Here is a 21,215-nt window from a genome sequence, read left to right as displayed (position 1 = left end):
CCACAAAAACACGAAGGAAACACCAATGAACCAGGTTATTCATCAGCCTGCACGGGATATCCGTGTCGTCGATCGCTCCGATGTGGTGGTGGTCGGCGGCGGCCCGGCAGGGATTGCCGCGGCGGTTTCGGCCGCAAGAAACGGCGCCAGCGTCACGCTTCTCGAACGCTACCCCTATGTCGGCGGCCTTGCCGCCGGAGGCATGGTGCTGGTGCTCGACGACATGATCAACGAACTCGAAATCACCGTGCGCGGCATCTGCATGGAAATGATCGAGCGCATGAAGCTCTGGGGGCTCTGCGTGACCCCCACCGACCGCGATCGCCTGATCGAATTCCGCGACACGCCGGAAGCCTGGCAGCGCTGGGCGCGCTGGGGCCTCTTCGATTTCCATACCCAATCGATGCCGCACCCGATCTGCTTCTCGGCCGCCTTCGACCCCGACGCCTTCAAGCGCGCCGCCTACGACATGATAGGCGAAGCGAAGATCAAGCTCAGGACCCATAGCTGGTTCTCCTCGGCGATCGTCGAGGATGGCGCGATCAAAGGCGTGATCTGCCAGACGAAGGACGGCATGCAGGCGATCCTCGGCGACGTCGTCATCGACACCACAGGTGACCTCGATGTAGCCGCAAGCGCGGGAGCCGATCATATCGAATCCAACTTCATCCTGACGACGGTGTCGCGCTGGGGCGGCATCGATACGGAAGCGGCGGAACGCTTCGAACAGCAGGAGCCGGAAACCTTCAAGGCGCTCGATCACGAAGCCAAGCGGCTGATCGGCGGCTGCTGGTCCTTCTGGTGGCTGAAGACGCCGCTTCCCGGCGTCGTCTGGCTGAATTGCCCGCATATGCCGACCTTGAGCGGCCTGAAGGTCGAGGATCTGACCAAGGCGGAGATGGAAGGCCGCTCAAGGATCGCCAGGCTGCTCGACTTCGCGCGGGAAAAGATGCCCGGTTTCGAGAATGCCTATGTCGTCGATTTCGCGCCGCAGACCGGCGTGCGCCAGACGCGGCTGTTGCAGGGGGACTATGTCGTAACGAAGGACGACGTCATGACCCGCCGCCATTTCACCGACACGGTTTGCCGCGGCCGCGACTACTACACGCCCTATCGCGCCATGCTGCCGAAGGAGGTCGATCAGCTGATCGTCGCCGGCCGGCATTATTCGGCAACGCCGCAGGCCCAGAAATCCAGCCGCGAGATTCCGCCCTGCATGGCGATGGGCGAAGCGGCAGGCGTGGCCGCGACCGTTGCGCTCAACGCGGGGACGACCGTCCGCAAGGCCGATATCCGCGCAATTCAGAAGCAGATGCGGGCCCAGGGGGCCGATCCCGGCGATATCCCCTCGGAAAACGCGACATATTTGGAGGCTGCAGAATGACGACTTTACCACTCGACGGAATCCGCGTGATCGATTTCACGCAGGTCATGCTCGGACCCTCCTGCACGCAGGTCCTGGCGGATTACGGCGCCGAAGTCATCAAGATCGAGAAGGTGAAGATCGGCGACCTCTCGCGCTGGTCGCTGGGCTCCGATCCAGACGGACTCAACAATCCGGTCTTCTGCTCGCTGAACCGCAACAAGAAGAGCCTGGCGCTCGATCTGAAGGATCCCGTCGCGAACAAAACCGTTCTGACGCTGCTCGATACGGCCGATGTCGTCGTCAACAACTTCCGTCCAGGCGTCATGGAGCGCATGGGCTTCGGCTACGAAGACCTGAAGAAGATCAATCCCCGCCTGATTTACGCCGTCGGCACGGGCTTCGGACTGACCGGCCCCTATCAGCACAAGGGCGGGCAGGACGTGCTGGCACAGGCCGTCTCCGGCGTCATGCGCCGCAAGTCCGACAACAGCCATCCGACGTCGATCTATGCCACGCCGCTCGCCGATTACTCAGCCGGCATGCATCTCGTCCAGGGGATCCTGCTTGCCCTCCTCCAGCGAGACAAGACCGGCGAAGGCCAGCAGGTCGCCGTCAGCCTCTACAACTCCATGATCGCCATGCAGATGCAGGAGGGCACGACGCATCTGATGCGGCAGAAGGATCTGAACTGGGGCGCTTTCCCGCTGACCGGCGTCTTCGAGACGACGGACAGCGCGATCGTCATGGTCGGCGCCTTCAAGCCCAACCCCTTGCGCGACATCTGCGAAGCGCTTGAGATCGAAGACCTCTCGCAATATCCGCAATACAAGGATTTCGACTCCCAGATGGCGCGGCGGCCGGAACTGCAGGCGATCTTCCGCGACAACTTCGCCAAAAACAGCACGGCGCACTGGATCGAGCGGCTGGAAGGCGTCGATATCCTCTGCGCGCCGGTACGCTCGCTGCCGGAGGCGCTGAAGGACGAACAGACCATCATCAACAAGATGATCCTCGAGGCGGGCGAGACGGCCGCAGGCCCGATCCGGCTGATCGGCTCGCCCATCGACATGTCCGCCGCCCACGTCACCGTGCGCATTTCGCCGCCACAGCTTGGCCAGCATAACGAGGAAATTCTGGCCTCGCTGTCCGGGCTGCAGGGGGATGCCGCATGAGCGTCTCCTTCACCGTAGAGGACCGCGTCGCCCGCGTGACACTCGACCGGCCCGACCGGATGAATGCGGTCGATGCCGAGACCGAGGCGACGCTCGAGGCGATCTGGACCGAGATAGAACGGCGTGACGACATCAGCTGTGTCGTCCTGACCGGCTCAGGCGAGAAAGCCTTCTGTGCAGGCGCCGATCTGAAGGGAGGAAGCGGCAGCTCCGGCGTCGATTACTGGGCGGTTGGCCGGGAGAACGGCTTTGGCGGCCTTGCCTTCCGTCGTTCGCTGGACGTGCCTGTCATCGCTCGTGTCAACGGCTATGCGCTTGGCGGCGGCTTCGAAATGGTACTCGGCTGCGATATCGTCGTCGCGGTGGAAACGGCCCGCTTTGGGCTACCCGAGGCGCGCGTCGGCCGTATGCCGCTCGATGGTGGCATGATCCTGCTGCAGCGTAAGATCGCCTTCAATCGCGCCATGGCCGTGATGCTGACCGGGCGGCAATTCAGCGCTCTCGAAATGGCGAACTATGGCATCGTCAACGAGGTCGTGCCGTCAACTGAGCTCGATGCAGCCGTCGATCGCTGGGTCGCCGATATCGTCGCCTGCGCACCGCTGTCGCTGCGGGCGATCAAGCAGACGGTCAATCGCACGGCGCATCTGAGCCCTGCCGAGGCGCAGGCGCTGAGGACGCCGGCCCTGATCAAGGCCTTGAAAAGCGAGGATTCGATGGAAGGGGTCACGGCCTTCCGCGAGAAGCGGGCGCCCGTTTGGCGCGGCAGATAGGCATGCTATAGCTTCGAGATCGCCGAGGGCTTTTCATGCATGCCAGCATTCTGAAGTATTTCGCCGAGGTCGCACGCTCCGGATCGATCCGCAAGGCATCCGACGAGCTGCATGTCGCGACCTCCGCCGTCAGCCGGCAGATCAAGAAACTGGAAGACGAGCTCGGCACGCCACTGTTCGAGCGCTTCTCCGACGGCCTGCGGCTGACATCGGCGGGCGAAATCGTGCTGCGGCACGCCAAGGATACGCTGCACGAATACGAAATCATGAAATCCAATCTCGGCGATCTCCACGGCAAGAGCACCGGCCGCGTCCACATCGCCGCCCTGGACAGCCTTGCGATCCAGTTCCTGCCGGAATTCGTCTCCAGCTTCCACAAGAGGCATCCGGCGGTGGATTTTCGCATCCGCACCGATAACTACAACAATATCTTCCGCTTCCTCGCCGAGGGCGACGTCGATATCGGCGTGACTTTCGATCTCGCCCGCCCGCACGACATGAAGCTGATCCATGGCGTGCGCATGCCGCTGATGGCGATCGTCGCCAAGAGCCATCCGCTCGCGCGGCAGAAGTCCGTGACGCTGCAGGAATGCGCCCAGTTCAACATGCTGCTGCAACTCGACAACGAGGTCATGAGCTCGATGATCGCGGTCGAGCTCGGCGCGCTCAATCGCGTCGGCCGCACGCTGGTCGCGACGAACAATCAGATGATGCTGAAGCCGATGATCCTTGCCGGCGAGGGCGTGGCCTTCTTCACGCCGCTCGGTCTGCTGCGCGAGCTGGAAGCCGGCGATGCTGTCGCGCTGTCGATCGCGGGATCGAAGCTCCAGGATCTCGAAGTCGGTATCGTCGTTTCGCGCCGCCGCCAGCTCACCCATGCGACGGAGGTCGTCGCCCAATCGATGGGCGAGGAGCTGTCGAAGTTCGCCGAGAAGATCAATACCTTGGTCTCACGATAGAGGGAAACGACCATGACCATGCGGTTGCTGCTCGATCCGGGTCATGCGCCTGCCCGGAGGGTCACGGAAGCGGCGGCGCTGCCGCAAGCGCTGCAAGCCCTTCGTCTGCAATCCGGCGATCTGGTTCTGCCCTCGCCCGTCAACGCTCATGACCATGGCTACGGCATCCGCACCCTCGATTTCGGCGCCATCGATGATGCGCTTGAGGTGTGGATCCCGGGCCTGAGGCTGCGGCCGCGCACGGATCCCTATCTCGAAGCGCTCGTCGCCTTCGGCCGGCTGGCCAAAACCGGCGTCGGCGCGACCATGCATTGCCATAACTCCCTGAATGTCGACCGGCTGGCCGATGAGGCAGGCGCGGTCATGCGAGCGGCGGGCGATATCGGCATCCGGCTTGCGCTCTCCTGCCCGCTGCTCGACCACGACGCCTGGGCCTATGATGGCGGGCCGCAACGGCTGAAGCCGTTCCTGTCCCCAGGTGACTGGCAGGCACTGGCCGGGACCATCCCCGACTATGCACCGATCCGCACGCAGCTTGCCGCCGTCGAGGCGGTGGCGGCTGCCAATACCAGTCCGCTGGTCGACGTGCAGTACGGGCCGATCGGGCCGCAATGGTGCTCGAACGCACTGCTGGAGGCAATCGCGGACGCTTCCGCTGCACATGGCCGGCGCATTCATATGCATCTGCTCGAAAGTCCGCGCCAGCGCCTGTGGCTCGATCGCCGCTTTCCCGAGGGAATCGTCAATTATCTCGACAAGATAGGCTTCCTGTCGTCGCGCCTCGCCGTCGCCCATGGCGTCCAGCTGCGCCCCGATGAACTTGAACTGCTTGCCGAGCGCGGCGTACAGCTTGTCAGCAACCCCTCCGCCAATCTGCGCCTTCGCTCGGGCATTGCTTCGATTGCGTCCGCGGTCGCGCTTGGCGGCCCGACCTTCGCCATCGGCCTCGACGGCACCGGCTTCGACGACGATCAGGATCTGTGGCGGGAAATGCGGCTGCTCTACCTCCTGCATGGCGGGCGCAGCCTGACCAGGCAATTGGCGGCGGGGAGCCTATTCGATGCCGCGATCCGCGTCGGCCGCCAGGTCGTCAACGCAAGCGACGCCGAAGATTTCACGATCGTCGACTATCGAGCCCTGATGGCCGAGGCGCTGTTCGACGATATCGACGAGGCGGAAATCCTGCTGACCCGCATGAGCGCGCGACATGCCAAAGGGCTCGTTGTCGCCGACCGGGAGGTGATGCGCGAAGGAAAGCTGACGGGCATCGACTTCGACGCAGCCCTGTCCGAACTTTTGGCGCAGGCAAGAGCCGATCTGCCGAGACTTGAGAAACAGCGGCCTCTCGTCAACGCTTTATCGGAAGCGACGCGCGCCTACTATGACACCTGGCACGGAATCTCCTGATATCGCGGGAAACGGCAACCGCCATTTCACTGCGGCGGGGACACTCGATGAAGACTCCTGCCGGATCAGCAGCGGCTTTCGGAAATCTCGTTGTAAGCCGCGACGAAAGGGTGGTCGAGACTGGTCGTGCGGCTCTTGTCCCAGCCGCCGGGCGCGCCCCAGCCGGTAACGCTATCGGCGAAGAAATCGCGATTGACCTCGCGCAGAAACAGTCGCTCCGCCGGCATTTCCTCATCCCACAAGATGGCATCGACCGGACAGACGGAAAGACAGAGCCCGCAATTGATGCATTCGTCCGGCTGGATATAGAACATCCGCCCGCCCTCGTAGATGCAATCGACCGGGCAGGCAACCGTACAGGCGCCGTCTTTCGTATCGATGCAGGGCTCGGTGATTACATAGGCCATGACGTTCGCCTCACAACGCTCTCAAGGGCGCTTTCGATGAACTATGGCAAACGGATGCGTTCTGAAGAAGCGCTGATTTTCGGCTCATCTATTGCCGAAAAGGCAACGGCCAGCTCGACGTTATGTCGCATGGATAGCCCCGGCCAACGGTCGCTGTCGCCGAGGCATTTGAGCCGCACGCTTGCGCAATGCGGCTCCATGGATCTGCGGTTACAGCAGCTTCTCCAATGTGATCGGCAGGTCGCGAATGCGCTTGCCGGTCGCATGGAACACCGCATTGGCAATGGCAGGCGCCACGCCGACAATGCCGACTTCACCGACGCCCTTGCCACCGAGCGCAGAGGCGTGACGGTCCGGCACGCCGACGGAGATCACCTGAATATCCGGGATGTCCGAATTCGTTGGCACGAGGTAATCGCCGACATTGTTGTTGACCGTTCGCCCGTTGCGCGGATCGACCAATCCTTCCTCCAGAAGCGCCTGGCCGATGCCCATGATGATACCGCCCCGCCACTGGCTTTCGACCAGCCGCGGATTATAGAGACGGCCGCAATCGAAGGCGGAGACCATGCGGGAAACGCGCACCGTGCCGAAATCCTCGTCGACCCGCACTTCGGCGAAATGGGCGCACCAGCTATGCATGGAATAATCGCCCATGGTCGGTCCCTGCACCTTCGCCATAGTGGTCCAGGCCTGGAGTTGCTCCTGCGCATTCGCGCCTTCAGGCAGGGTGTTGCGCCGGACTTCGATCTCCTCACGCTTGAGCGCCGACATCAGTTCCGCCAGCGTCAGCGACGGGGTTTCGCCGCGTGGCGCTGCGATGCGGCCTTCGGCGAAATTCAGCGTATTCGCACCCGTATCGCGGAACGGCGAATTGGCGTCGCTGAGCGCAAGGCCGATGAGTTCGTCGCGGGCGGCAACCGCAGCCTTGTGAACGGCTCCCATGATCGAGCCGGCCAGCATCGAGCCGCCGGCAATCGCCGAGCCCGGCAGGCGTGAATCGCCGAGATGCACCTCGACTTGCTCCACCGGAATGCCGAAAACCTCGGCGGCGCTCTGGGCGAGGATCGTATAGGTCCCCTGCCCCATGTCGATGGCGCCGCTGACGACCTCGACCCTACCATTGGCGAGAATCCGGATCATCGCCTCGCTCGGCGCCCGGATGACCGGGAAGGTGCCGCAGCCGATGCCCCAGCCGATCAGGGTCTTGCCGTCGCGCATCGAACGCGGCGCGTGGCTGCGCCGCGACCAACCGAAGGCTTCGGCGCCCTCGGTCAGAGCCTCACGCAGCCGCCGCGTCGACCACGGCTTGCCGGACTGGTAGTCGTGATCGGCATAGTTTTTCAGCCGGAGTTCCAGCGGATCCATGCCGAGCTTGTAGGCTAGTTCCTCCATCGCACACTCGATACCGTAGGCGCTCGGGTTCTTGCCCGGGCCGCGCAAGGCGCCCGGCGTCACGCTGTTGACGGGCACGATGCGATGCTGCGAGGAGAAATTCTCGACCTTGTAGAGGATCGAGGTCGCCGCTCCCGTCTGCTCCGGCCAGTCCGCATAGATCGAGGTTTCGCTGGCGCCGCGATGGACGATCGCCTGCAGGATACCATCCTCCGTTGCGCCGAGCGCGATCTTCTGCCTGGTCGCAGCGCGGCCGCCATAGCTCGTAAAATTCTGCGGGCGCGTGACCGCGAGCTTTACCGGGCGGCCGAGCTTCCTTGCCGCCGCGATCGCCACCGCGCCATAGGCGAGCGGTTGGCCCTTCGATCCGAAACCGCCGCCGATGAAGGGGGAGATGATCCGGACATTTTCATAGGGCATGTCGAACCATTCCGAATACATGCGCGCCATGCCATGCGACCACTGGCTCGGCTCCCAGATGGTCAGCTGGTCGCCATCCCATTTCGCGGTCAGCCCGTGCGGCTCCATCGCCACATGATATTCGCGTGGAGTCGAGTATTCGGCATCGATCCGCACCGGAGATGCGGCAAGCGCCGCTTCGGCGTCGCCCCAGCTTGAGGAAAGCGGGTCTATGAGCTTGCCCTCGCCGGCATTCGGATCGTTGAGATCGGCGACGTGCTTGCTCTGCTCGTAGGTAACGCGCACCAGCCTAGCCGCCTCGGTGGCCTGCTCGCGGCTTTCGGCCACGACGGCGGCGATCGACTGGCCGTTGAACTGCACCTCGCGCGGCAGCGGATAGTATGGCCCCTCCGCAGGCCTGTTGCCGCCCCAGTCGCCGCCAAGCCTGAGACCCAGATCATCCTCCGGTGTCAGCACAAGCAGCACGCCCGGCATTGCAAGCGCTGCCGAGATATCGACCTTGACGACACGGCCGGCCGGGATCGTGCTCTGAACGAGGACGGCATAAGCAAGGTTTTCGACCGGATATTCCAGTGCGTAGGTCGCCGTACCCATGACCTTCATATTGCCTTCGAAGCGCGACTGACGACCGCCGACCGTGCCGTCGGATGCATCGCCATGCTTGCGCGGTTCCATCATGGTCATGCCAGGCCTCCCACTTTCAGAATGGCGCGGGCGACAACGCGCGGCGCAAGTTCGATCTTGTGACGATTGCCGCCATGTTCGACGGCACCCTCCATCGCGAGGCGGCTGGCTTTCTCCACGACATCGGCCTCAAGTACCTTGCCGACGAGCGCCTGCTCGACGGCTCGTACCCGCCAGGGTTTGGTGGCGACGCCGCCCAATGCCACGCGAATATCGCGGACCGTCCTGCCATCGGCTTCGAGTTCGAGACCGACTGCGGCGCTTGCGGCGGCGAATTCGTAAGACTGCCGGTCGCGGACCTTGATGTAGGTGGAGTTTCGGGCAGCAGCGGACGCAGGGATATCAATCGCCATGATCATTTCGCCGCGTCGAAGGACCGTCTCCCTGTCGGGCGTGTCGCCCGGAGCAAGGAAGAAATCATCCACAACCACCTTGCGGCTATCCGTCTCGATCACGGCATCGAAGGCAACCAGAGCAACCGCCAGATCGCCGGGATAGGAGGCGATGCATGAAGCGCTCGTGCCGAGCACGGCGTGATTGCGCGTGACGCCGCCGATCGCCGAACAGCCGGAGCCGGGATTGCGCTTGTTGCAGGCAACAAAGGCGCCTGGATCGCGGAAGTAGGAACAGCGCGTCCGTTGCAGGAGATTGCCGCCGATCGTCGCCATGTTGCGGAGTTGAGCGGATGCAGCAAGCGCGAGCGATTCCGAAACGGCCGGGAAGGCTGCACGGATATCCTTGTGATCGGCAACATCGCTCATCCTGGCAAGTGCGCCGATCTTTGCGCCGGCCGCATCGACCGCAATACCGTTCATGCCGGAAAGGTGGGTGATATCGATGACCGTATCAGGCTCGCTCACTCCGCATTTGGCAAGATCGAGCAAGGTCGTTCCACCGGCGAGGAACATGGCGCCCGCCTGCTGCGCTGCGCGACCGGCCTCGGCCGGCGAGGTCGCACGGAAATACGAAAAGTTCCGCATTACGCCACCTCCGCGGCTTGGCGCACCGCCGCGACGATGCTGTTGTAGGCCCCGCATCGACAGAGATTTCCGGACATATATTCGCGGATCTCGGCATCCGATCCGGCGTGCCCTTCGCGAATGCAGGCGACCGCCGACATGATCTGGCCGGGCGTGCAATAGCCGCACTGGAAGGCATCAAGTTCGATGAACGCCGCCTGCACGGGATGCAGGTTGCCGGCTTCGCCGGTGATGCCCTCGATCGTCGTGACCTTGCGGCCCTCGGCCTGCGCGGCAAGCGTCAGGCAGGAGAGTACGCGCTTGCCGTCGACGTGACAGGTGCAGGCTCCGCATTGGCCCTGGTCGCAGCCTTTCTTTGTGCCGGTGAGCGCGAGATGCTCGCGCAGCGCGTCGAGCAACGTCACACGCGGCTCGATATCGAGTTCGTGCCGCTGCCCGTTGATATCGAGTGCGACATGGATGGTTCGTGTCATGATAAGCTCCTGCCATCGTCACGAAGATGAGACCTACGAAATCTAGTAGAGTCTGTTCGGCGGTCTACCGGTTGCTATATGATTTTCTCAGGAAGACGAGCCGCCGGCCTTTCCTCACAGTGACCGGCGCATCGCAATCAGGATGTGGGACGCACAACGATAAACGGAGGCGCCTCCGTTTAAACTAATGCCTGGTTTGTTTTCGTCAAGCCCCGACGTCCAGGGACAAACCGATGGCGAAGGCGCAATCGAGGGATGCACACCCCGCGCGCCCGATCTCAACGGGAGCCGAGTGGCGGGACGTTCGCCGTCGAGCCAAGATGTTGCAACCACTGCGGCAAAACAAAAAAGCCGGGACGAGAGCCCGGCTTCCAAGTCGATTTACGATGGATTGATCAATCAGCTCTTCTTCTTCGAAGCCGCCTTGCAATCCTGGCGGAATTTCTTGCGGGCCTTTCCATGCAGACCCTTTGCATCGGCGTCGGCCGAGCATTTTTTCGAAACGGCCTGCTTGTCCGTCGTCGCCGTTGCGGCGGGCTTGACGGTCGTTGAAGCGGCAGAAGGCGCAGCGGCTGTCGTTGCGGCAGGGGCTGGAGCCGGAGAGGCGGCGAAGGCAGAGCCTGCAAGGGCAAGGGCGCCGACGAATGCAAGTGTTCTGGAGAGTTTCATTAAAATTCCTTTGAGAATGATGCCGCTTCAACGGACATGGAGTTGATTATGAATGCCAAGCCTGAGCCTGTTTGAAAGAACGCCGCCGGCGATCAGCCGTTCTGGTCGCCGCTGCTCTCGGCGCTCGGCTCCTGCTCTTTTTCCTTGAGCACGTCCGTCAGCTTGTTGACGCCTTCGAAACCGGCGACGGCGGCGGCCGCCTTTGTCAGGAAACCGGCATTCGGGTCGACAGCCTCTGCGGCATCCTCGGCAGCGACGGCACCTGCTACTTCCTCGATCAATTTTCCGATACCCATTTTAAGCTCCAGAATATATCGACCAGCGATGAATCGCGGCGGTCGAACGTTGCGAACACCCCGTCGCAGGCATCCGAAAGGCTGCGGCCAGACTTTGGCGGATACCTTTCCATCCCTGAGGCGAGGCATGGTTTTCCCCGGCTCTTGCCATGTAGGCAACCAAACTGAAAGCGGACTGAAGCCAGAATGAAGCGAAACTGATATTGCAACCTCTACCGCATCCATCCGGCCCGGATTTGACATACACGGCCGTCGCGTCGTCACATCAGCCTAATGGGCCTATGCTAAGCCGTGCGACATTGCGAAGATGCCCAACCATTTGAACCAGGGAAATCCCATGCCATGACACTCTTGCGTCGCGTCACGGCTCTTGCCGCTTCCTTTTTTCCCCTTCTCTTTGCTCCAGCCTTTGCCGACTCCGACGTGCTGTGGAAAATCGTGCACGATAAATGCGTCGTGCAGACCGCGCCGTGCCTTTCGGTAAATACGGCCGAGCACTATGCCATGCTGAAGGATCTACGCGGCGTTGCGCAATTCCTCCTGATCCCCACCGACAAGATCACCGGCATGGAAAGCCCGGCGCTCCTCGATCCGGCAACGCATAATTTCTTTGCCGATGCCTGGGCCGAGCAGGATGACGTCAATGCCCGGCTGCCGCACCCGCTCCCGCGCGACGGTCTGAGCCTCGCCATCAACGCGCTGCAGGCCCGCTCGCAAAACCAGCTGCATATCCATGTCGATTGCATCAGCGCGGATGCGCGAGCGGTCCTGAAGGCCGACGCCGACAAGATCGCAACGGACTGGGCGCCCCTTCCAGACAAGATTGCCGGTCACGAATTCACGGCAATCCGCGTCAAGGGCGAGACATTGGGCGATTTCAATCCGGTCCTGGCGCTCGCCAAGAGCTTGAAGGATCCGGCAAAGGAAATGGGCGATCACAATCTCGTTGTGGTCGGCGCCAATTTCGCCGACGGCCCCGGCTTCATCGTGCTGACTGACGTTGCCACGCTCGGCATGGGCGGAGAGGACGTGCAGGATCATAGCTGCGCGATCATGCATTAAAAACAAAGGGATGCCAGCCCCGATGCTGTAGCCTCGGCATGTCCTGACTTCCGGCGCTCCCCCTGGGGGAGATCACGGAGATCCGGTTGCGGCAGGCGAGGTGAAATCCCTGCGCGAACATACGGATCCGGCAAGCAGCAGCCCGGTCACATCGCAGATGTGGTCGTTTCCAACCGTACGTCCGATCTTTCGATACAACGTAGAATCGGCAGCGTTAGCCCCGTGCAAGCCAGGGATGATACATGCTTGTGCATGCAATCTGAGCTCCGGCAGAGTGGGAGCCGGAGCGACATCGGGGGACATCGGCATGGTGAACAGCATCAATTCGCTGCGGCTTCTCAGCGTACACAGCACGATGAAAACGCTGCACGGCGGAACGGTAACGGGGAGCGATGTATCGCGCTCGGTGAGCGCGCTTGCAGACGATTCCTACAGCTCGGTTCACTCCAACAGCAAGCTGAGCATCCTCCTCAACGGATTGTCGAAGAATCACGCAACGACGCAGACTGTCGTCCCGCCATCGGCACAGAAGCCGAACGACAACATCGCATCGAACGATTTCATGAAGGCCCTCAATGCCAGGCTGAAGGCTTCTTCCAGCGATCCCGTCAGCGGCCAGCAGGCCAAATCGATGCTGAATGCCCTGAAGAGCGGAAACCTGTCCGTCTTCGATCCCACCAGGGGCGTCGCCATCGATGCATGGAACCCGGATGACAAGAACAGCAAGGCCGGCAAGCCTGAAGCGATCGCCAAGGACGGCTGGAACGAATTCCTGAAAGAACATCTCAAGCGGGATGGCAAGGGCGTCCTGATAAGGACAAGCGACGGCAGCTACGTCGACAAGGCTACCGGACAAAACGCCTTCTTCGGCACCGTCAACGGCAAGTATTATTATGCGACATGGCCGACCGCCACGGCAGGCGAAGGTACATCGCCGGTAAAGACCGGAAGCTAGATGGCCCCCTGCCGGGCGGCGGGGACCACCATGCGGTTCAGTTGAACGCGGCAGCACGGCCCCTGCGAAGCGAGAGCGCGATCAACAGGCCGGCGATCGAGGAAACGGTCCCGGCGAGGAACACGCTGTCATAGCCGGTCCTGTCGGCCAACAAGCCGGCCATCGGTCCGGTCAGCCCATAGGCGAGATCCTGGAATGCCGAGAAGCCGCCGAGCGCGGTTCCGCGCAGATGCGGTTCCACCAGACGAACGACCTCCCGGCCCATGGCCGGAAAGATCATCGAGCATCCGAGGCCGGTGAGAAATGCACCGACCAGAGCAAGGATGGGATCGTTTGCATTCCAGATCAGGAACTGGCCGATCGCTTCGACCGCAAGCGACATGGCCGCGACCGGCAAGCCACCGATACGATCCGGCAGATGGCCGAAGAGCACGCGCACCAGCACGAACCCGCCGCCGAAGGCCGTCAGGCCCAGCCCGGCATAGCTCCAGCCGCGGTCGTGGAAGTAGAGCGTGAAGAAGGCACCGATGGCGGCAAAGCCTATGCCCTGCAAGCATACGATGGATCCATGCAGCCATATCCGGTTGACGACACTCCAAAGCGGCGGCCGTTCCGCACCGGGATGGGGAGCAACGCCGGGAATGCGCGAGATCGCCAGCAAGCCGAGGAAGGGGAGAACGGCGCTGATCCCCATTGTCCCGGCAAAGCCGAACCGGTCGAACAATGCCAGACCGATCGGTCCGCCGACGGCAAGCGCGCCGTAGATCGCGGCGCCCACCAGCGCAAGGACCTTGCCTGAACGCCCCGGACCGACGATGCCGATACCCCATGCGATCACGCCGACGGCGACGAGGCTTTCGCCCAGACCAAGAAGCAGACGACCTGCGAGAAGAAGAAGGAACGACGGCATCGGGGCACCGACCAGCAGGCCGGCAATGAGCGATATCACCGCGCCCGCGATATAGAACATCAGCCCGCGGGCAACCGCGACCTTGGCGCCGCGATGATCCGAAAGCCCGCCGGCATGACCCCGCGTGACGATGGTTGCGAGAAACGCAATGCCGACACCGAGCCCGGCCCAGACGTTGCCGAGCTTCAACTGCTCGGTCACGTAGATCGGCACGATCGGAAACGACATGCCGACGCAAAGATAAGAGATGAAGAGAATGGCGCTCAGCAGCAGAAGACGACCGCGCGCCGGATCAGATGTCGATTGAAAAGCCATGATAGTCTCCAGGCTTTTCCTCGATCGGCGGAGGCACAAAAAAACGCACTCCGACCGACGAGGATCGTTGAGTGCGTTGCTTGACGTCAAACGCTTACGGCCGGCGGAGCCAGCTGGGCATTTCAATAGGCGCTTGGCGGATATGTGTCAACACGAAGCTCGGCCAGCCGATGCCCTGCTCCTTATCGACGCTGGAGGCTTTCGAAATAGGCGCAGAACATATCCGCCATGGCCTCTGCATAGGCCTCGATCTCCTGCGCCGTCCGGGGCTTTTCCGAAAATCGCTTTCCGACCCCGCTGAGCGTGGCGGTAATCAGGTCAGCCGCTTGAGCCCGGGTTGCCGCTTCGACGCCCGGCAAGGCTTCGCGCATGAATGCAAGCAGGATCCGGTCCCCGGACGACTTCGCCTCCTGCGCCTCCGGTGCATCGCGGTAAAGCGGGGCCGCGTCATTGAGCGCGACGCGCATCGCGGCTTCCTCGCATTCGGAGCGGAGGAAGGCGTGGACGAGCGCGCGCAGACGCTCCGGCGGCGATCTTGCGTCATCTTCAAGGATGCGATGCAACAGGCCCGATGTCTGCTGCCACTCGTCGCTCTGCAGGCGGAAGAGAATCGCCGCCTTGTTGGGAAAGTACTGATACAGGGATCCGACGCTGACGCCGGCCTTGTCCGCGACGCGCGCCGTGGTGAAACGCTGGGCGCCCTCCTTTGCCAAAACGTGAGCCGCCGCGCTCAGGATTGCGGAAACGAGCTCGGCCGACCGCGCCTGCTTCGGCCGCTTTCGCGAAGAAATCCGCGCCCTTGGACGATCCGTCATGTCGATGCCTGACAATGCGAATAGGAAAACCGACGGGTTAGTCGTATTTTGCCCAATGCGCAATGACGCGTGCAAATATCGATATGGTTGAGATAACGCCCCTGGCGCCATTTTTAGACAAGCGCGGCCGGCGCGACAGCGATACAAATCAAAGAGCGTGATGACAAAAGACCGAATAGCCCACAAGCCAGCCGACGGCGGTGGCACTCTGACAGACGCATTTTCGCGTGCGAGCCAGGGCCTGGTGGAAGCGGCACTCGCCGGTGCGAGCGACTCGGAACTCGTAATCCTCCTTGGCCGCACGTTGAATGCAGCCGGTCTCGATATTGCGACGATCGAGGTTGCCTGCGATGCCGTCGATCCTGAAAGAGCCCAGCACTTCATCCGTTGGCAGAGAGACAGCAGCGGTACCGAAGGAAATATCCTTGCCGGCGACATCTTCGCGGTCATGCTGCAAGAGGATCTAACGGTCCTTCGCCTCGATGCTGGCAGCGGTCGCCTTGCCCGTGTTCGGCAAACGGGAGCAACGGACGCCATAGCCTTTGCGAACCATATTGCCCCCGACGCCACGCTCGGCTTTTTCGACGACGTGATGAGCTTGTTCATTACGGAGCGAACCGGCGGATTGACCCCGGCGGACATAGACCTGCTGCATCTGGTGACACCGGTTTTCGCGCTGGCGCTGGGAGCGCGGCTGAACGCTGCGGCGGCGCGCACCCTGCTGCAAACATATCTTGGCACCAGTGCCGCAACCGCTCTGCTCGACGGTCGCGTCGGTCTTGGCGAAGTCGAGCAAATCCGTGCAATCGTGATCTACTGCGATCTGTTCCAATTCACATCATTGACCGAAAGTCTGGATCCGCGCTCCCTGATCGACCACCTCAACCTTTTCTTCGAGGCGGTCACCCAGCCGGTGTCCCGCGCCGGTGGTCAGGTGTCCGGCCATGTCGGCGATGCCGTCGTCATGTTCTTTCCCATCCCGGACCCACAAAGCGAACGACCTCTATGTGCGGCTGCGGTGAATGCCGCACTGGATGGCTTGAAGGCGCTCGAACGCATCAATACCCTGCCGTCGCGAAAGACGTCCCCGCCTTTACGAGCCCGGATCGGTATCGACATCGGCGAGGTCGTTCACGGCAACATCGGCTCCCCCGGACGTTTTTCGTTCACGATCATTGGCACCCCTGTCAACCGTTCGGCCCGGCTTCAGGCGCTCGCCAAGGAATTTGATGCGGCCATGCTGATGACTGCCGATATCGCCGAAGCGGCGGGCATCGAATGTCGGCCTTTCGGGTGTCATGCTCTGCGAGGCTTCGACCATCCGGTCAGCATCGTCGGCTTCGGCATCTCCGATGACCTGAATCGCTGAGCGTGGATCCGGCACCGAACGGAGGATTTCAGCTTGGAGCCGGCGATCGTAAGTCGCCGACATTCGGCCTCCCACATGACACCACTAAAAATGCGAATGGCGCGCACGGCGATCGCCGGGAAGCCAGCATATTCGCGATCGCAAGCGCCGAATTTGATCAGCATATTCATATGCATAGGTGATACACAGGCGCAACCTCCGTCAACGCGATTAGAAAACACGATGAATTATTCGTATTTTCGCTGTCGGCAAATCTTCAATCCTGACGGAGACATACATGACCACCCTGACGACCGCCCCGCTCGCATCATTGCTCGATCGCCTGTTCGAGGAAGCCAATGCAGCATCGCCGGCAACAACTCCATCTGTGGCTGCTTACTGGAACGGCCTGTCCAGCGCGGAGCGCGCGCGGCTCGTGCGCAGCAAGAGCGATTACCTCGACTTCTATGCGCGGCTAAAAGACATACCGCTCGCCATCTCCCGGGAAACGGGGACATTGCTCTATATGCTGACGCGAAGCACCGGCGCTCGAACGATCGTCGAGTTCGGAACGTCTTTCGGCATCTCCACCCTCCATCTTGCCGCGGCCCTACGGGACAACGGCGGCGGTCGGTTGATCACAACGGAATTCGAGCCCTCCAAGGTGGCACGGGCGCGCGCGAACCTGGCGGCCGGCGGCCTCCTCGATCTCGTGGAAATCCGTGAGGGCGATGCCCTGCAGACGCTGAGCGCCGATCTTCCCGATACTGTCGACCTGTTGCTTCTCGATGGTGCCAAGGCGCTCTATCCGGACATTCTGAAGCTGATGGAAAGCCGGCTCAGGCCGGGAGCGCTGGTGATTGCCGACAATGCGGATTTCTGCCCCGACTATCTGACCTGGGTGCGGTCACCATCCAGCGGATATATGTCCACGCCTTTTGCCGAGGATATCGAGCTGTCCATGCGGCTTGGCTGATGCCTCTCCGCTGCCAGCAGGCGGATTTTCAGCACTCGTGACGCCCTGATCCGCATTCAAAGTGGACTGGAATTATCGACGATCGGATTGCCCGTTCAAGCGGTCGTCCGATCGCTCCGCAAGCAAACATGTGCCACGGTTCGATCTCCCGCCATGCCTGTCACGCCGCCGTTTGAATGACCTTGAACTGCGAACGCCTGTAGAAAACCAGCATTTCCCGTTCGAAGCTTTCCACGGCGAGCACGACCCATGGTTCATAATGCTCACTGCGGGACCGCGTCCTGCGCCGACCGTCCATGTCGAGCATTCCACGCAATGCCCAATCTACCAACCCCATCCCATCACTCTTACCCTGCCCAGGCCTTTGCACCATCCGCCCATCGGCTTCAGTTGCGTCGGGCGGTATGGCCACGGTAAATAGGTAACCCCCTATCGAAGGAAAGGTGAAGAAACGTTGTATTAAGGTTTGTAACATGCGTTTGGTCGGCATTGTCGCATTCCGGCGACACCAGGCATCCGATTCCCCGATCATCGAAAGAATGAAACGCGCGGGATTGGAGCCTTCCGGCAATTGGAGCGACGCCTATCCCCAGTCATGCGCCGCGCCGTCTCGGCGATCGATGTCTTCCGATTCATGCAAAGGCCCGGCCAATGTGGTTTCGCCGAACCATCAGCGCCCGGATTGTCAACGTAACGTCAAGACAACGTCAGCCTTTCGCGGGAGGCCGGACCGATTTCGAAAGGGACGCCGGCAAGCCGGTCTCCGGCCTTCGCCTGTCATGCCGGCCCGTTGCGCTGCACTCAGAAGAGAGCGTCCGCAAACAGATCCTCGTCGCTCGACGAGGCCGAAGGGCTTTCGGCGGCGGTGACGACCACGCCGAAGACGGCCGCATGTATGTCGCGTTCCGCCGCCATGGTGTAGATCTTGAAGATACGCTCGGAGATAACGGCCAAGGGTGTTTCCAGGCCTGTCATATCGGCAAATGCACGGCGCGCCAGGCCGGCTTCGTGGGTGCAGGAGGCCAGGGTTTCACCGATCCCAGCCCGGAAATCCAGCCGGCCGATGACTTCGGTCACTTGCGAGGTCATGGCCTCGCCACAGCTGCGGAGCTCCTGCACATTGAGGTCCATCGCAGCGCCGGCCTCGCCGATATGGGCAAGGGCTGTATCCAGATATGCGCCGAGGCTGGAGGGATTTTCCTGTTCTCCCCCCTGCCGCCAGCCCTTGAGACCGACGGTCTGCGTTTCAAGCCTGCCGAGCCCGACGAGTATCTTCTCCGCATCCTCATCGAGCAGCGACGCAAACGACCGCAGCTCGCCGGCGACGACATTGATCGCCCGTCCTTCTTCGCCCAGCTTGCCGCAGCGCAGATTGGTGTTGAGGGCCATGTATTGAATGTCACGACGCACGAGCTGAATGGTTTGAATGCTCGTGGTCAGCTCCTTCACCATCTCGGACGTCTTTTCGCTGAGCCGATTGGCGCCGGCAGCGGCGATGTCGATACGGTCGACAACTGCACGGGCAGCTGAAAGATCGCCGCGCAGCGAATTGATCGGGCTTTTTCCGTCCTGTCCGCTCTGAGACATCATCGTCCGGTAGAGGTCGAGGAGCGTGCCGATATCGCCGCTGAAGCTGCGGATGTTATCCACGATCTTTGCTGTCTCGCGGTCGAACCCCTTGGTCGTCTCGCCGAGCAGTTCGAAGATCAGCGTCATTGCCAATTGCGAGAGGCGCTGGCGATCGGACGCCGAAAGGCCGGCCGGCGCTTCGGAAGCGAGGTAGGCCTCCGCAATCGCGTGGGCGGTCTGGCAATGCTCGACCCTCTGCCGGGTGATATCGCCGATCTGCATGGCCGAGAGCGTATGAGCGACTTTGTTCTGAATCTTGCGAGCCAGACCAGCAACGGTATCCGCGAGATCGGAAAGGTTGCCGCGCTGGACCTGGATTTCCTCGGCGTTCGAGACGAGCCGCTGGGCGATGGAGGGGATGCCGCTCAGATACTGGGCCAGCGACCCATCCTCGTTCGCCGTGGCGGATTCGATCTGCTCTTCCAGCGAACGGATCTGCAGGGAGAGCGCCTTGACTTCCTTGGCGGCGAATTCGATGCGCTCGACGATTTCGCTGGCGAAGCTGGAAAAATCCGGAATGCGCGCGCCTGCTATCTTTGCCGTTGCGGCAAAGGTTCTGAGATAGCGCAGCGTTTCTTCCATCGAAAGCACATGTTCCGCAAGCTGCTGTCCCGTCTGGCCGATGGAGGTCACGCACTCCTGGCGCCGCGCTTCCGCCGGCGGCAGCTTGTTCAGCAGATCCACCGTCTGGAGCAGCCGCGCCGTGGCGTCGGCCGCATTCTCCTCCTTCAGCGAATTGCCGATATGTTCCAGCAGGCTGACAAGTTTGGCCAGGGCTTCCGTGACTGTGATGAGGACTGCGCCGCCATCCAGAAAGCGCTGCTCGATCTGTAATCGCGCGCTTTCCAATCGATCGACGAAGCTATCCGTCGAAGGGGTAAATTGTCGGCTTGTCGCTGCATACGCCATACTGTTCGGGACTCCGCCTGGGACTGTCCCCGGCAAACTAGGACGAACAGAAAAACACGGAGTTAACGCGGAAGACGAAACAAGGCAGCCGCTCGCAACTGCACCGTCATATGCCGGCGGGAAAGCCCTGGGCAAGACCCGAACCCTATAGAGGGCGCCGGGTACACAACGTCTTCATGCAGGCCATCAGTCGGGCTTGCTTGCCATCTCGCCCGCAAACGAGCCGGTAATGCTGATTGAGTAAGATGAACATAGCCGTCGAGAAATATGCATGGTCGTCCTGCGAACCCGTGGATCTGCAGGAAAGATTGAGGAAGGCCGATATATCCGTCGTTTTCGAACGCAGGCCGGACGACCCGCACTTTCATCTTGATGTTACCCTGGCGACGATCCGAAAAGTGGCTGCCTGGCGGATCTTTTCGGAGACGGGCTATGAAATCCACTACCTGTTTCATCCCTCGGATCGCATAGAACTGCACTTTGTCGAAAACGGCGTATTTCATATCGAAACCGACGATCTGGAGTTCACGGCCAAGGCAGGCACCACCTTCATGCTGCTGTGCCCCGGCTCCACGAGGCTCAAGGCTTCCAAGGGCGCCCGCAAGATCGCGCTTGCCATACCGCGCATCCATTGCCTGCCCCTGATCGATATCGGCAAGGACGACCCTGAGTTGTTTTTCCGGCGCTTCGATACAATGACCGAGATCGGCGATGCGGGAGTGCGGACGATCCACCGCATGGCGGCTTTGCTTCTGGAAGCGGGCGAGCATCCCTTTGCCGCCTCTCCATTGGGCGCCTCCCTTTTCATGGAGGCGCTGATAACGGCCTTTGTGCAGTCATGGCCGCGATCGGCCCAGAAAACCATGATCCAGAGCGCACGCCCTCGCAACCTGAAGCGGGCACTGGACTGGATCCAGACCCATCTGGGCGATGAATTCACGGTGGCGGATATCGCCAGGAATGCCGGGCAGAGCGTGCGCAGCCTGCAGCTTTCCTTTCAACAAAACATGGGCATGAACCCTCAGACCTACGTGCAGCGCCTACGGCTCCAGCAGATCCACCATGATCTGCTTCGCGGAGATACCGAGGAGAACATATCCGACATCGCCGCACGCTGGGGTTTCAGTCATATGGGATATTTTGCCGCTCGCTATCGCGCCATGTACGGCGTTTCGCCGTCATCGACGCGCAGCAGTCGTCGCAGCCTCGATACTACCGGCAATATTTAATATCAGAAAAACGCAATCTTATCATTTTATCGCAGTTAATTGCAGAAACGATCACAGGTTGAGAGC

Annotated in this window: 21 protein-coding genes; 10 read left to right on the top strand and 11 right to left on the bottom strand. The window is 61.6% G+C overall.

Translation table 11 applies throughout. The annotated features are described in order from the left end of the window. Window positions 1–25 precede the first annotated feature (25 nt). Genes ACQZ6J_RS16165 through ACQZ6J_RS16145 form a run of 5 tightly spaced genes read left to right on the top strand, consistent with a single transcriptional unit; the run spans window position 26 to window position 5,677 of the window. Window positions 26–1,384: an FAD-dependent oxidoreductase gene (locus tag ACQZ6J_RS16165; protein WP_449084803.1), complete on the top strand. Its 1,359-nt coding sequence runs from the start codon at window positions 26–28 to the stop codon at window positions 1,382–1,384. Beyond that, complete coding sequence (locus ACQZ6J_RS16160) at window positions 1,381–2,538, top strand: CaiB/BaiF CoA transferase family protein (protein WP_449084802.1); 1,158 nt, start codon at window positions 1,381–1,383, stop codon at window positions 2,536–2,538. The genes ACQZ6J_RS16165 and ACQZ6J_RS16160 overlap by 4 nt, the downstream gene beginning before the upstream one ends. Beyond that, complete coding sequence (locus tag ACQZ6J_RS16155; protein WP_449084801.1) at window positions 2,535–3,311, top strand: enoyl-CoA hydratase-related protein; 777 nt, start codon at window positions 2,535–2,537, stop codon at window positions 3,309–3,311. Before ACQZ6J_RS16160 ends, ACQZ6J_RS16155 begins: the two co-directional genes overlap by 4 nt. A gap of 35 nt (window positions 3,312–3,346) precedes the next feature. Next, window positions 3,347–4,270, top strand: a complete 924-nt coding sequence (locus ACQZ6J_RS16150) for a LysR family transcriptional regulator (protein WP_163992551.1) — start codon at window positions 3,347–3,349, stop codon at window positions 4,268–4,270. Window positions 4,271–4,282: 12 nt separating this feature from the next. Further along, a complete protein-coding gene (locus ACQZ6J_RS16145) occupies window positions 4,283–5,677 on the top strand; it encodes an amidohydrolase family protein (protein WP_449084800.1) in 1,395 nt (464 codons plus the stop codon). 65 nt (window positions 5,678–5,742) lie between these two features. On the opposite strand, the gene fdxA is transcribed toward ACQZ6J_RS16145, so the two are convergent. The 6 genes from fdxA to ACQZ6J_RS16115 form a co-directional block, all read right to left on the bottom strand. Beyond that, the gene (fdxA, locus tag ACQZ6J_RS16140; RefSeq protein WP_449084799.1) at window positions 5,743–6,084 is read right to left on the bottom strand and encodes a ferredoxin; all 342 of its coding nucleotides are present in this window, start codon (window positions 6,082–6,084) and stop codon (window positions 5,743–5,745) included. 210 nt (window positions 6,085–6,294) lie between these two features. Further along, entirely contained in the window at window positions 6,295–8,583 is a 2,289-nt protein-coding gene (locus ACQZ6J_RS16135) for a xanthine dehydrogenase family protein molybdopterin-binding subunit (RefSeq protein WP_449084798.1), read from the bottom strand. Continuing rightward, window positions 8,580–9,563 (bottom strand): FAD binding domain-containing protein, encoded by a 984-nt coding sequence (locus ACQZ6J_RS16130; protein ID WP_163992544.1) that lies wholly within the window; start codon window positions 9,561–9,563, stop codon window positions 8,580–8,582. The genes ACQZ6J_RS16135 and ACQZ6J_RS16130 overlap by 4 nt, the downstream gene beginning before the upstream one ends. Beyond that, entirely contained in the window at window positions 9,563–10,036 is a 474-nt protein-coding gene (locus ACQZ6J_RS16125; protein ID WP_449084797.1) for a (2Fe-2S)-binding protein, read from the bottom strand. Before ACQZ6J_RS16125 ends, ACQZ6J_RS16130 begins: the two co-directional genes overlap by 1 nt. A gap of 399 nt (window positions 10,037–10,435) precedes the next feature. Then, window positions 10,436–10,705, bottom strand: a complete 270-nt coding sequence (locus ACQZ6J_RS16120; RefSeq protein WP_163992542.1) for a PsiF family protein — start codon at window positions 10,703–10,705, stop codon at window positions 10,436–10,438. Window positions 10,706–10,797: 92 nt separating this feature from the next. Then, entirely contained in the window at window positions 10,798–11,001 is a 204-nt protein-coding gene (locus ACQZ6J_RS16115) for a hypothetical protein (protein WP_163992541.1), read from the bottom strand. Window positions 11,002–11,343: 342 nt separating this feature from the next. On the opposite strand from ACQZ6J_RS16115, the gene ACQZ6J_RS16110 reads away from it, so the two are divergent. Then, on the top strand, window positions 11,344–12,063 hold the full coding sequence (locus ACQZ6J_RS16110; protein WP_449084796.1) for a CDP-diacylglycerol diphosphatase: 720 nt from the start codon (window positions 11,344–11,346) through the stop codon (window positions 12,061–12,063). A 307-nt stretch (window positions 12,064–12,370) separates the two neighbouring features. After that, on the top strand, window positions 12,371–13,018 hold the full coding sequence (locus tag ACQZ6J_RS16105; RefSeq protein ID WP_449084795.1) for a hypothetical protein: 648 nt from the start codon (window positions 12,371–12,373) through the stop codon (window positions 13,016–13,018). Between the two features lie 37 nt (window positions 13,019–13,055). Here ACQZ6J_RS16105 and ACQZ6J_RS16100 read toward each other — a convergent pair whose 3' ends face one another. The 3 genes from ACQZ6J_RS16100 to ACQZ6J_RS16090 all read right to left on the bottom strand — a co-directional run bounded on the left by ACQZ6J_RS16100 (window position 13,056) and on the right by ACQZ6J_RS16090 (window position 15,515). Further along, a complete protein-coding gene (locus ACQZ6J_RS16100; protein ID WP_449084794.1) occupies window positions 13,056–14,243 on the bottom strand; it encodes an arabinose transporter in 1,188 nt (395 codons plus the stop codon). A gap of 182 nt (window positions 14,244–14,425) precedes the next feature. Beyond that, entirely contained in the window at window positions 14,426–15,058 is a 633-nt protein-coding gene (locus ACQZ6J_RS16095) for a TetR family transcriptional regulator (protein ID WP_449084793.1), read from the bottom strand. A gap of 148 nt (window positions 15,059–15,206) precedes the next feature. Continuing rightward, on the bottom strand, window positions 15,207–15,515 hold the full coding sequence (locus ACQZ6J_RS16090) for a hypothetical protein (protein WP_449084792.1): 309 nt from the start codon (window positions 15,513–15,515) through the stop codon (window positions 15,207–15,209). A gap of 168 nt (window positions 15,516–15,683) precedes the next feature. Between ACQZ6J_RS16090 and ACQZ6J_RS16085 the strand changes: the two genes are divergently transcribed. Then, the gene (locus ACQZ6J_RS16085) at window positions 15,684–16,427 is read left to right on the top strand and encodes an adenylate/guanylate cyclase domain-containing protein (RefSeq protein ID WP_449084791.1); all 744 of its coding nucleotides are present in this window, start codon (window positions 15,684–15,686) and stop codon (window positions 16,425–16,427) included. Window positions 16,428–16,704: 277 nt separating this feature from the next. Continuing rightward, window positions 16,705–17,382 carry an O-methyltransferase gene (locus ACQZ6J_RS16080; protein WP_449084790.1) on the top strand — a complete coding sequence of 226 codons (678 nt, stop codon included), beginning with the start codon at window positions 16,705–16,707 and terminating at the stop codon, window positions 17,380–17,382. Between the two features lie 160 nt (window positions 17,383–17,542). Here the strand turns inward: ACQZ6J_RS16080 and ACQZ6J_RS16075 are convergent, their stop codons facing one another. Continuing rightward, window positions 17,543–17,872 carry a hypothetical protein gene (locus ACQZ6J_RS16075; protein WP_449084789.1) on the bottom strand — a complete coding sequence of 110 codons (330 nt, stop codon included), beginning with the start codon at window positions 17,870–17,872 and terminating at the stop codon, window positions 17,543–17,545. A 311-nt stretch (window positions 17,873–18,183) separates the two neighbouring features. After that, window positions 18,184–19,920, bottom strand: coding sequence for a hypothetical protein (locus ACQZ6J_RS16070; protein ID WP_449084788.1), 1,737 nt, complete (start codon window positions 19,918–19,920; stop codon window positions 18,184–18,186). Window positions 19,921–20,165: 245 nt separating this feature from the next. Here ACQZ6J_RS16070 and ACQZ6J_RS16065 point away from each other — a divergent pair, with 245 nt between their 5' ends. After that, window positions 20,166–21,149 carry a helix-turn-helix transcriptional regulator gene (locus ACQZ6J_RS16065; RefSeq protein ID WP_449084787.1) on the top strand — a complete coding sequence of 328 codons (984 nt, stop codon included), beginning with the start codon at window positions 20,166–20,168 and terminating at the stop codon, window positions 21,147–21,149. Window positions 21,150–21,215: the final 66 nt, after the last annotated feature.

Source organism: Rhizobium sp. A37_96 (assembly GCF_053521765.1).
Note: the sequence above shows the minus strand (reverse complement) of the source record. Positions and strands in the feature narration are given on the sequence as shown.

Excerpts from the sequence above, each read along its gene's own strand:
- ACQZ6J_RS16160 (WP_449084802.1), top strand. The coding sequence starts at position 1,381 with ATGACGACTTTACCACTCGACGGAATCCGCGTGATCGATTTCACGCAG.
- ACQZ6J_RS16155 (WP_449084801.1), top strand. The coding sequence starts at position 2,535 with ATGAGCGTCTCCTTCACCGTAGAGGACCGCGTCGCCCGCGTGACACTC.
- ACQZ6J_RS16135 (WP_449084798.1), bottom strand. The coding sequence starts at position 8,583 with ATGACCATGATGGAACCGCGCAAGCATGGCGATGCATCCGACGGCACG.
- ACQZ6J_RS16110 (WP_449084796.1), top strand. The coding sequence starts at position 11,344 with ATGACACTCTTGCGTCGCGTCACGGCTCTTGCCGCTTCCTTTTTTCCC.
- ACQZ6J_RS16125 (WP_449084797.1), bottom strand. The coding sequence starts at position 10,036 with ATGACACGAACCATCCATGTCGCACTCGATATCAACGGGCAGCGGCAC.
- ACQZ6J_RS16130 (WP_163992544.1), bottom strand. The coding sequence starts at position 9,563 with ATGCGGAACTTTTCGTATTTCCGTGCGACCTCGCCGGCCGAGGCCGGT.
- ACQZ6J_RS16065 (WP_449084787.1), top strand. The coding sequence starts at position 20,166 with ATGAACATAGCCGTCGAGAAATATGCATGGTCGTCCTGCGAACCCGTG.
- fdxA (WP_449084799.1), bottom strand. The coding sequence starts at position 6,084 with ATGGCCTATGTAATCACCGAGCCCTGCATCGATACGAAAGACGGCGCC.
- ACQZ6J_RS16080 (WP_449084790.1), top strand. The coding sequence starts at position 16,705 with ATGACCACCCTGACGACCGCCCCGCTCGCATCATTGCTCGATCGCCTG.
- ACQZ6J_RS16095 (WP_449084793.1), bottom strand. The coding sequence starts at position 15,058 with ATGACGGATCGTCCAAGGGCGCGGATTTCTTCGCGAAAGCGGCCGAAG.
- ACQZ6J_RS16165 (WP_449084803.1), top strand. The coding sequence starts at position 26 with ATGAACCAGGTTATTCATCAGCCTGCACGGGATATCCGTGTCGTCGAT.
- ACQZ6J_RS16115 (WP_163992541.1), bottom strand. The coding sequence starts at position 11,001 with ATGGGTATCGGAAAATTGATCGAGGAAGTAGCAGGTGCCGTCGCTGCC.
- ACQZ6J_RS16070 (WP_449084788.1), bottom strand. The coding sequence starts at position 19,920 with ATGGCGTATGCAGCGACAAGCCGACAATTTACCCCTTCGACGGATAGC.
- ACQZ6J_RS16075 (WP_449084789.1), bottom strand. The coding sequence starts at position 17,872 with ATGCCGACCAAACGCATGTTACAAACCTTAATACAACGTTTCTTCACC.
- ACQZ6J_RS16150 (WP_163992551.1), top strand. The coding sequence starts at position 3,347 with ATGCATGCCAGCATTCTGAAGTATTTCGCCGAGGTCGCACGCTCCGGA.
- ACQZ6J_RS16120 (WP_163992542.1), bottom strand. The coding sequence starts at position 10,705 with ATGAAACTCTCCAGAACACTTGCATTCGTCGGCGCCCTTGCCCTTGCA.
- ACQZ6J_RS16105 (WP_449084795.1), top strand. The coding sequence starts at position 12,371 with ATGGTGAACAGCATCAATTCGCTGCGGCTTCTCAGCGTACACAGCACG.
- ACQZ6J_RS16145 (WP_449084800.1), top strand. The coding sequence starts at position 4,283 with ATGACCATGCGGTTGCTGCTCGATCCGGGTCATGCGCCTGCCCGGAGG.
- ACQZ6J_RS16100 (WP_449084794.1), bottom strand. The coding sequence starts at position 14,243 with ATGGCTTTTCAATCGACATCTGATCCGGCGCGCGGTCGTCTTCTGCTG.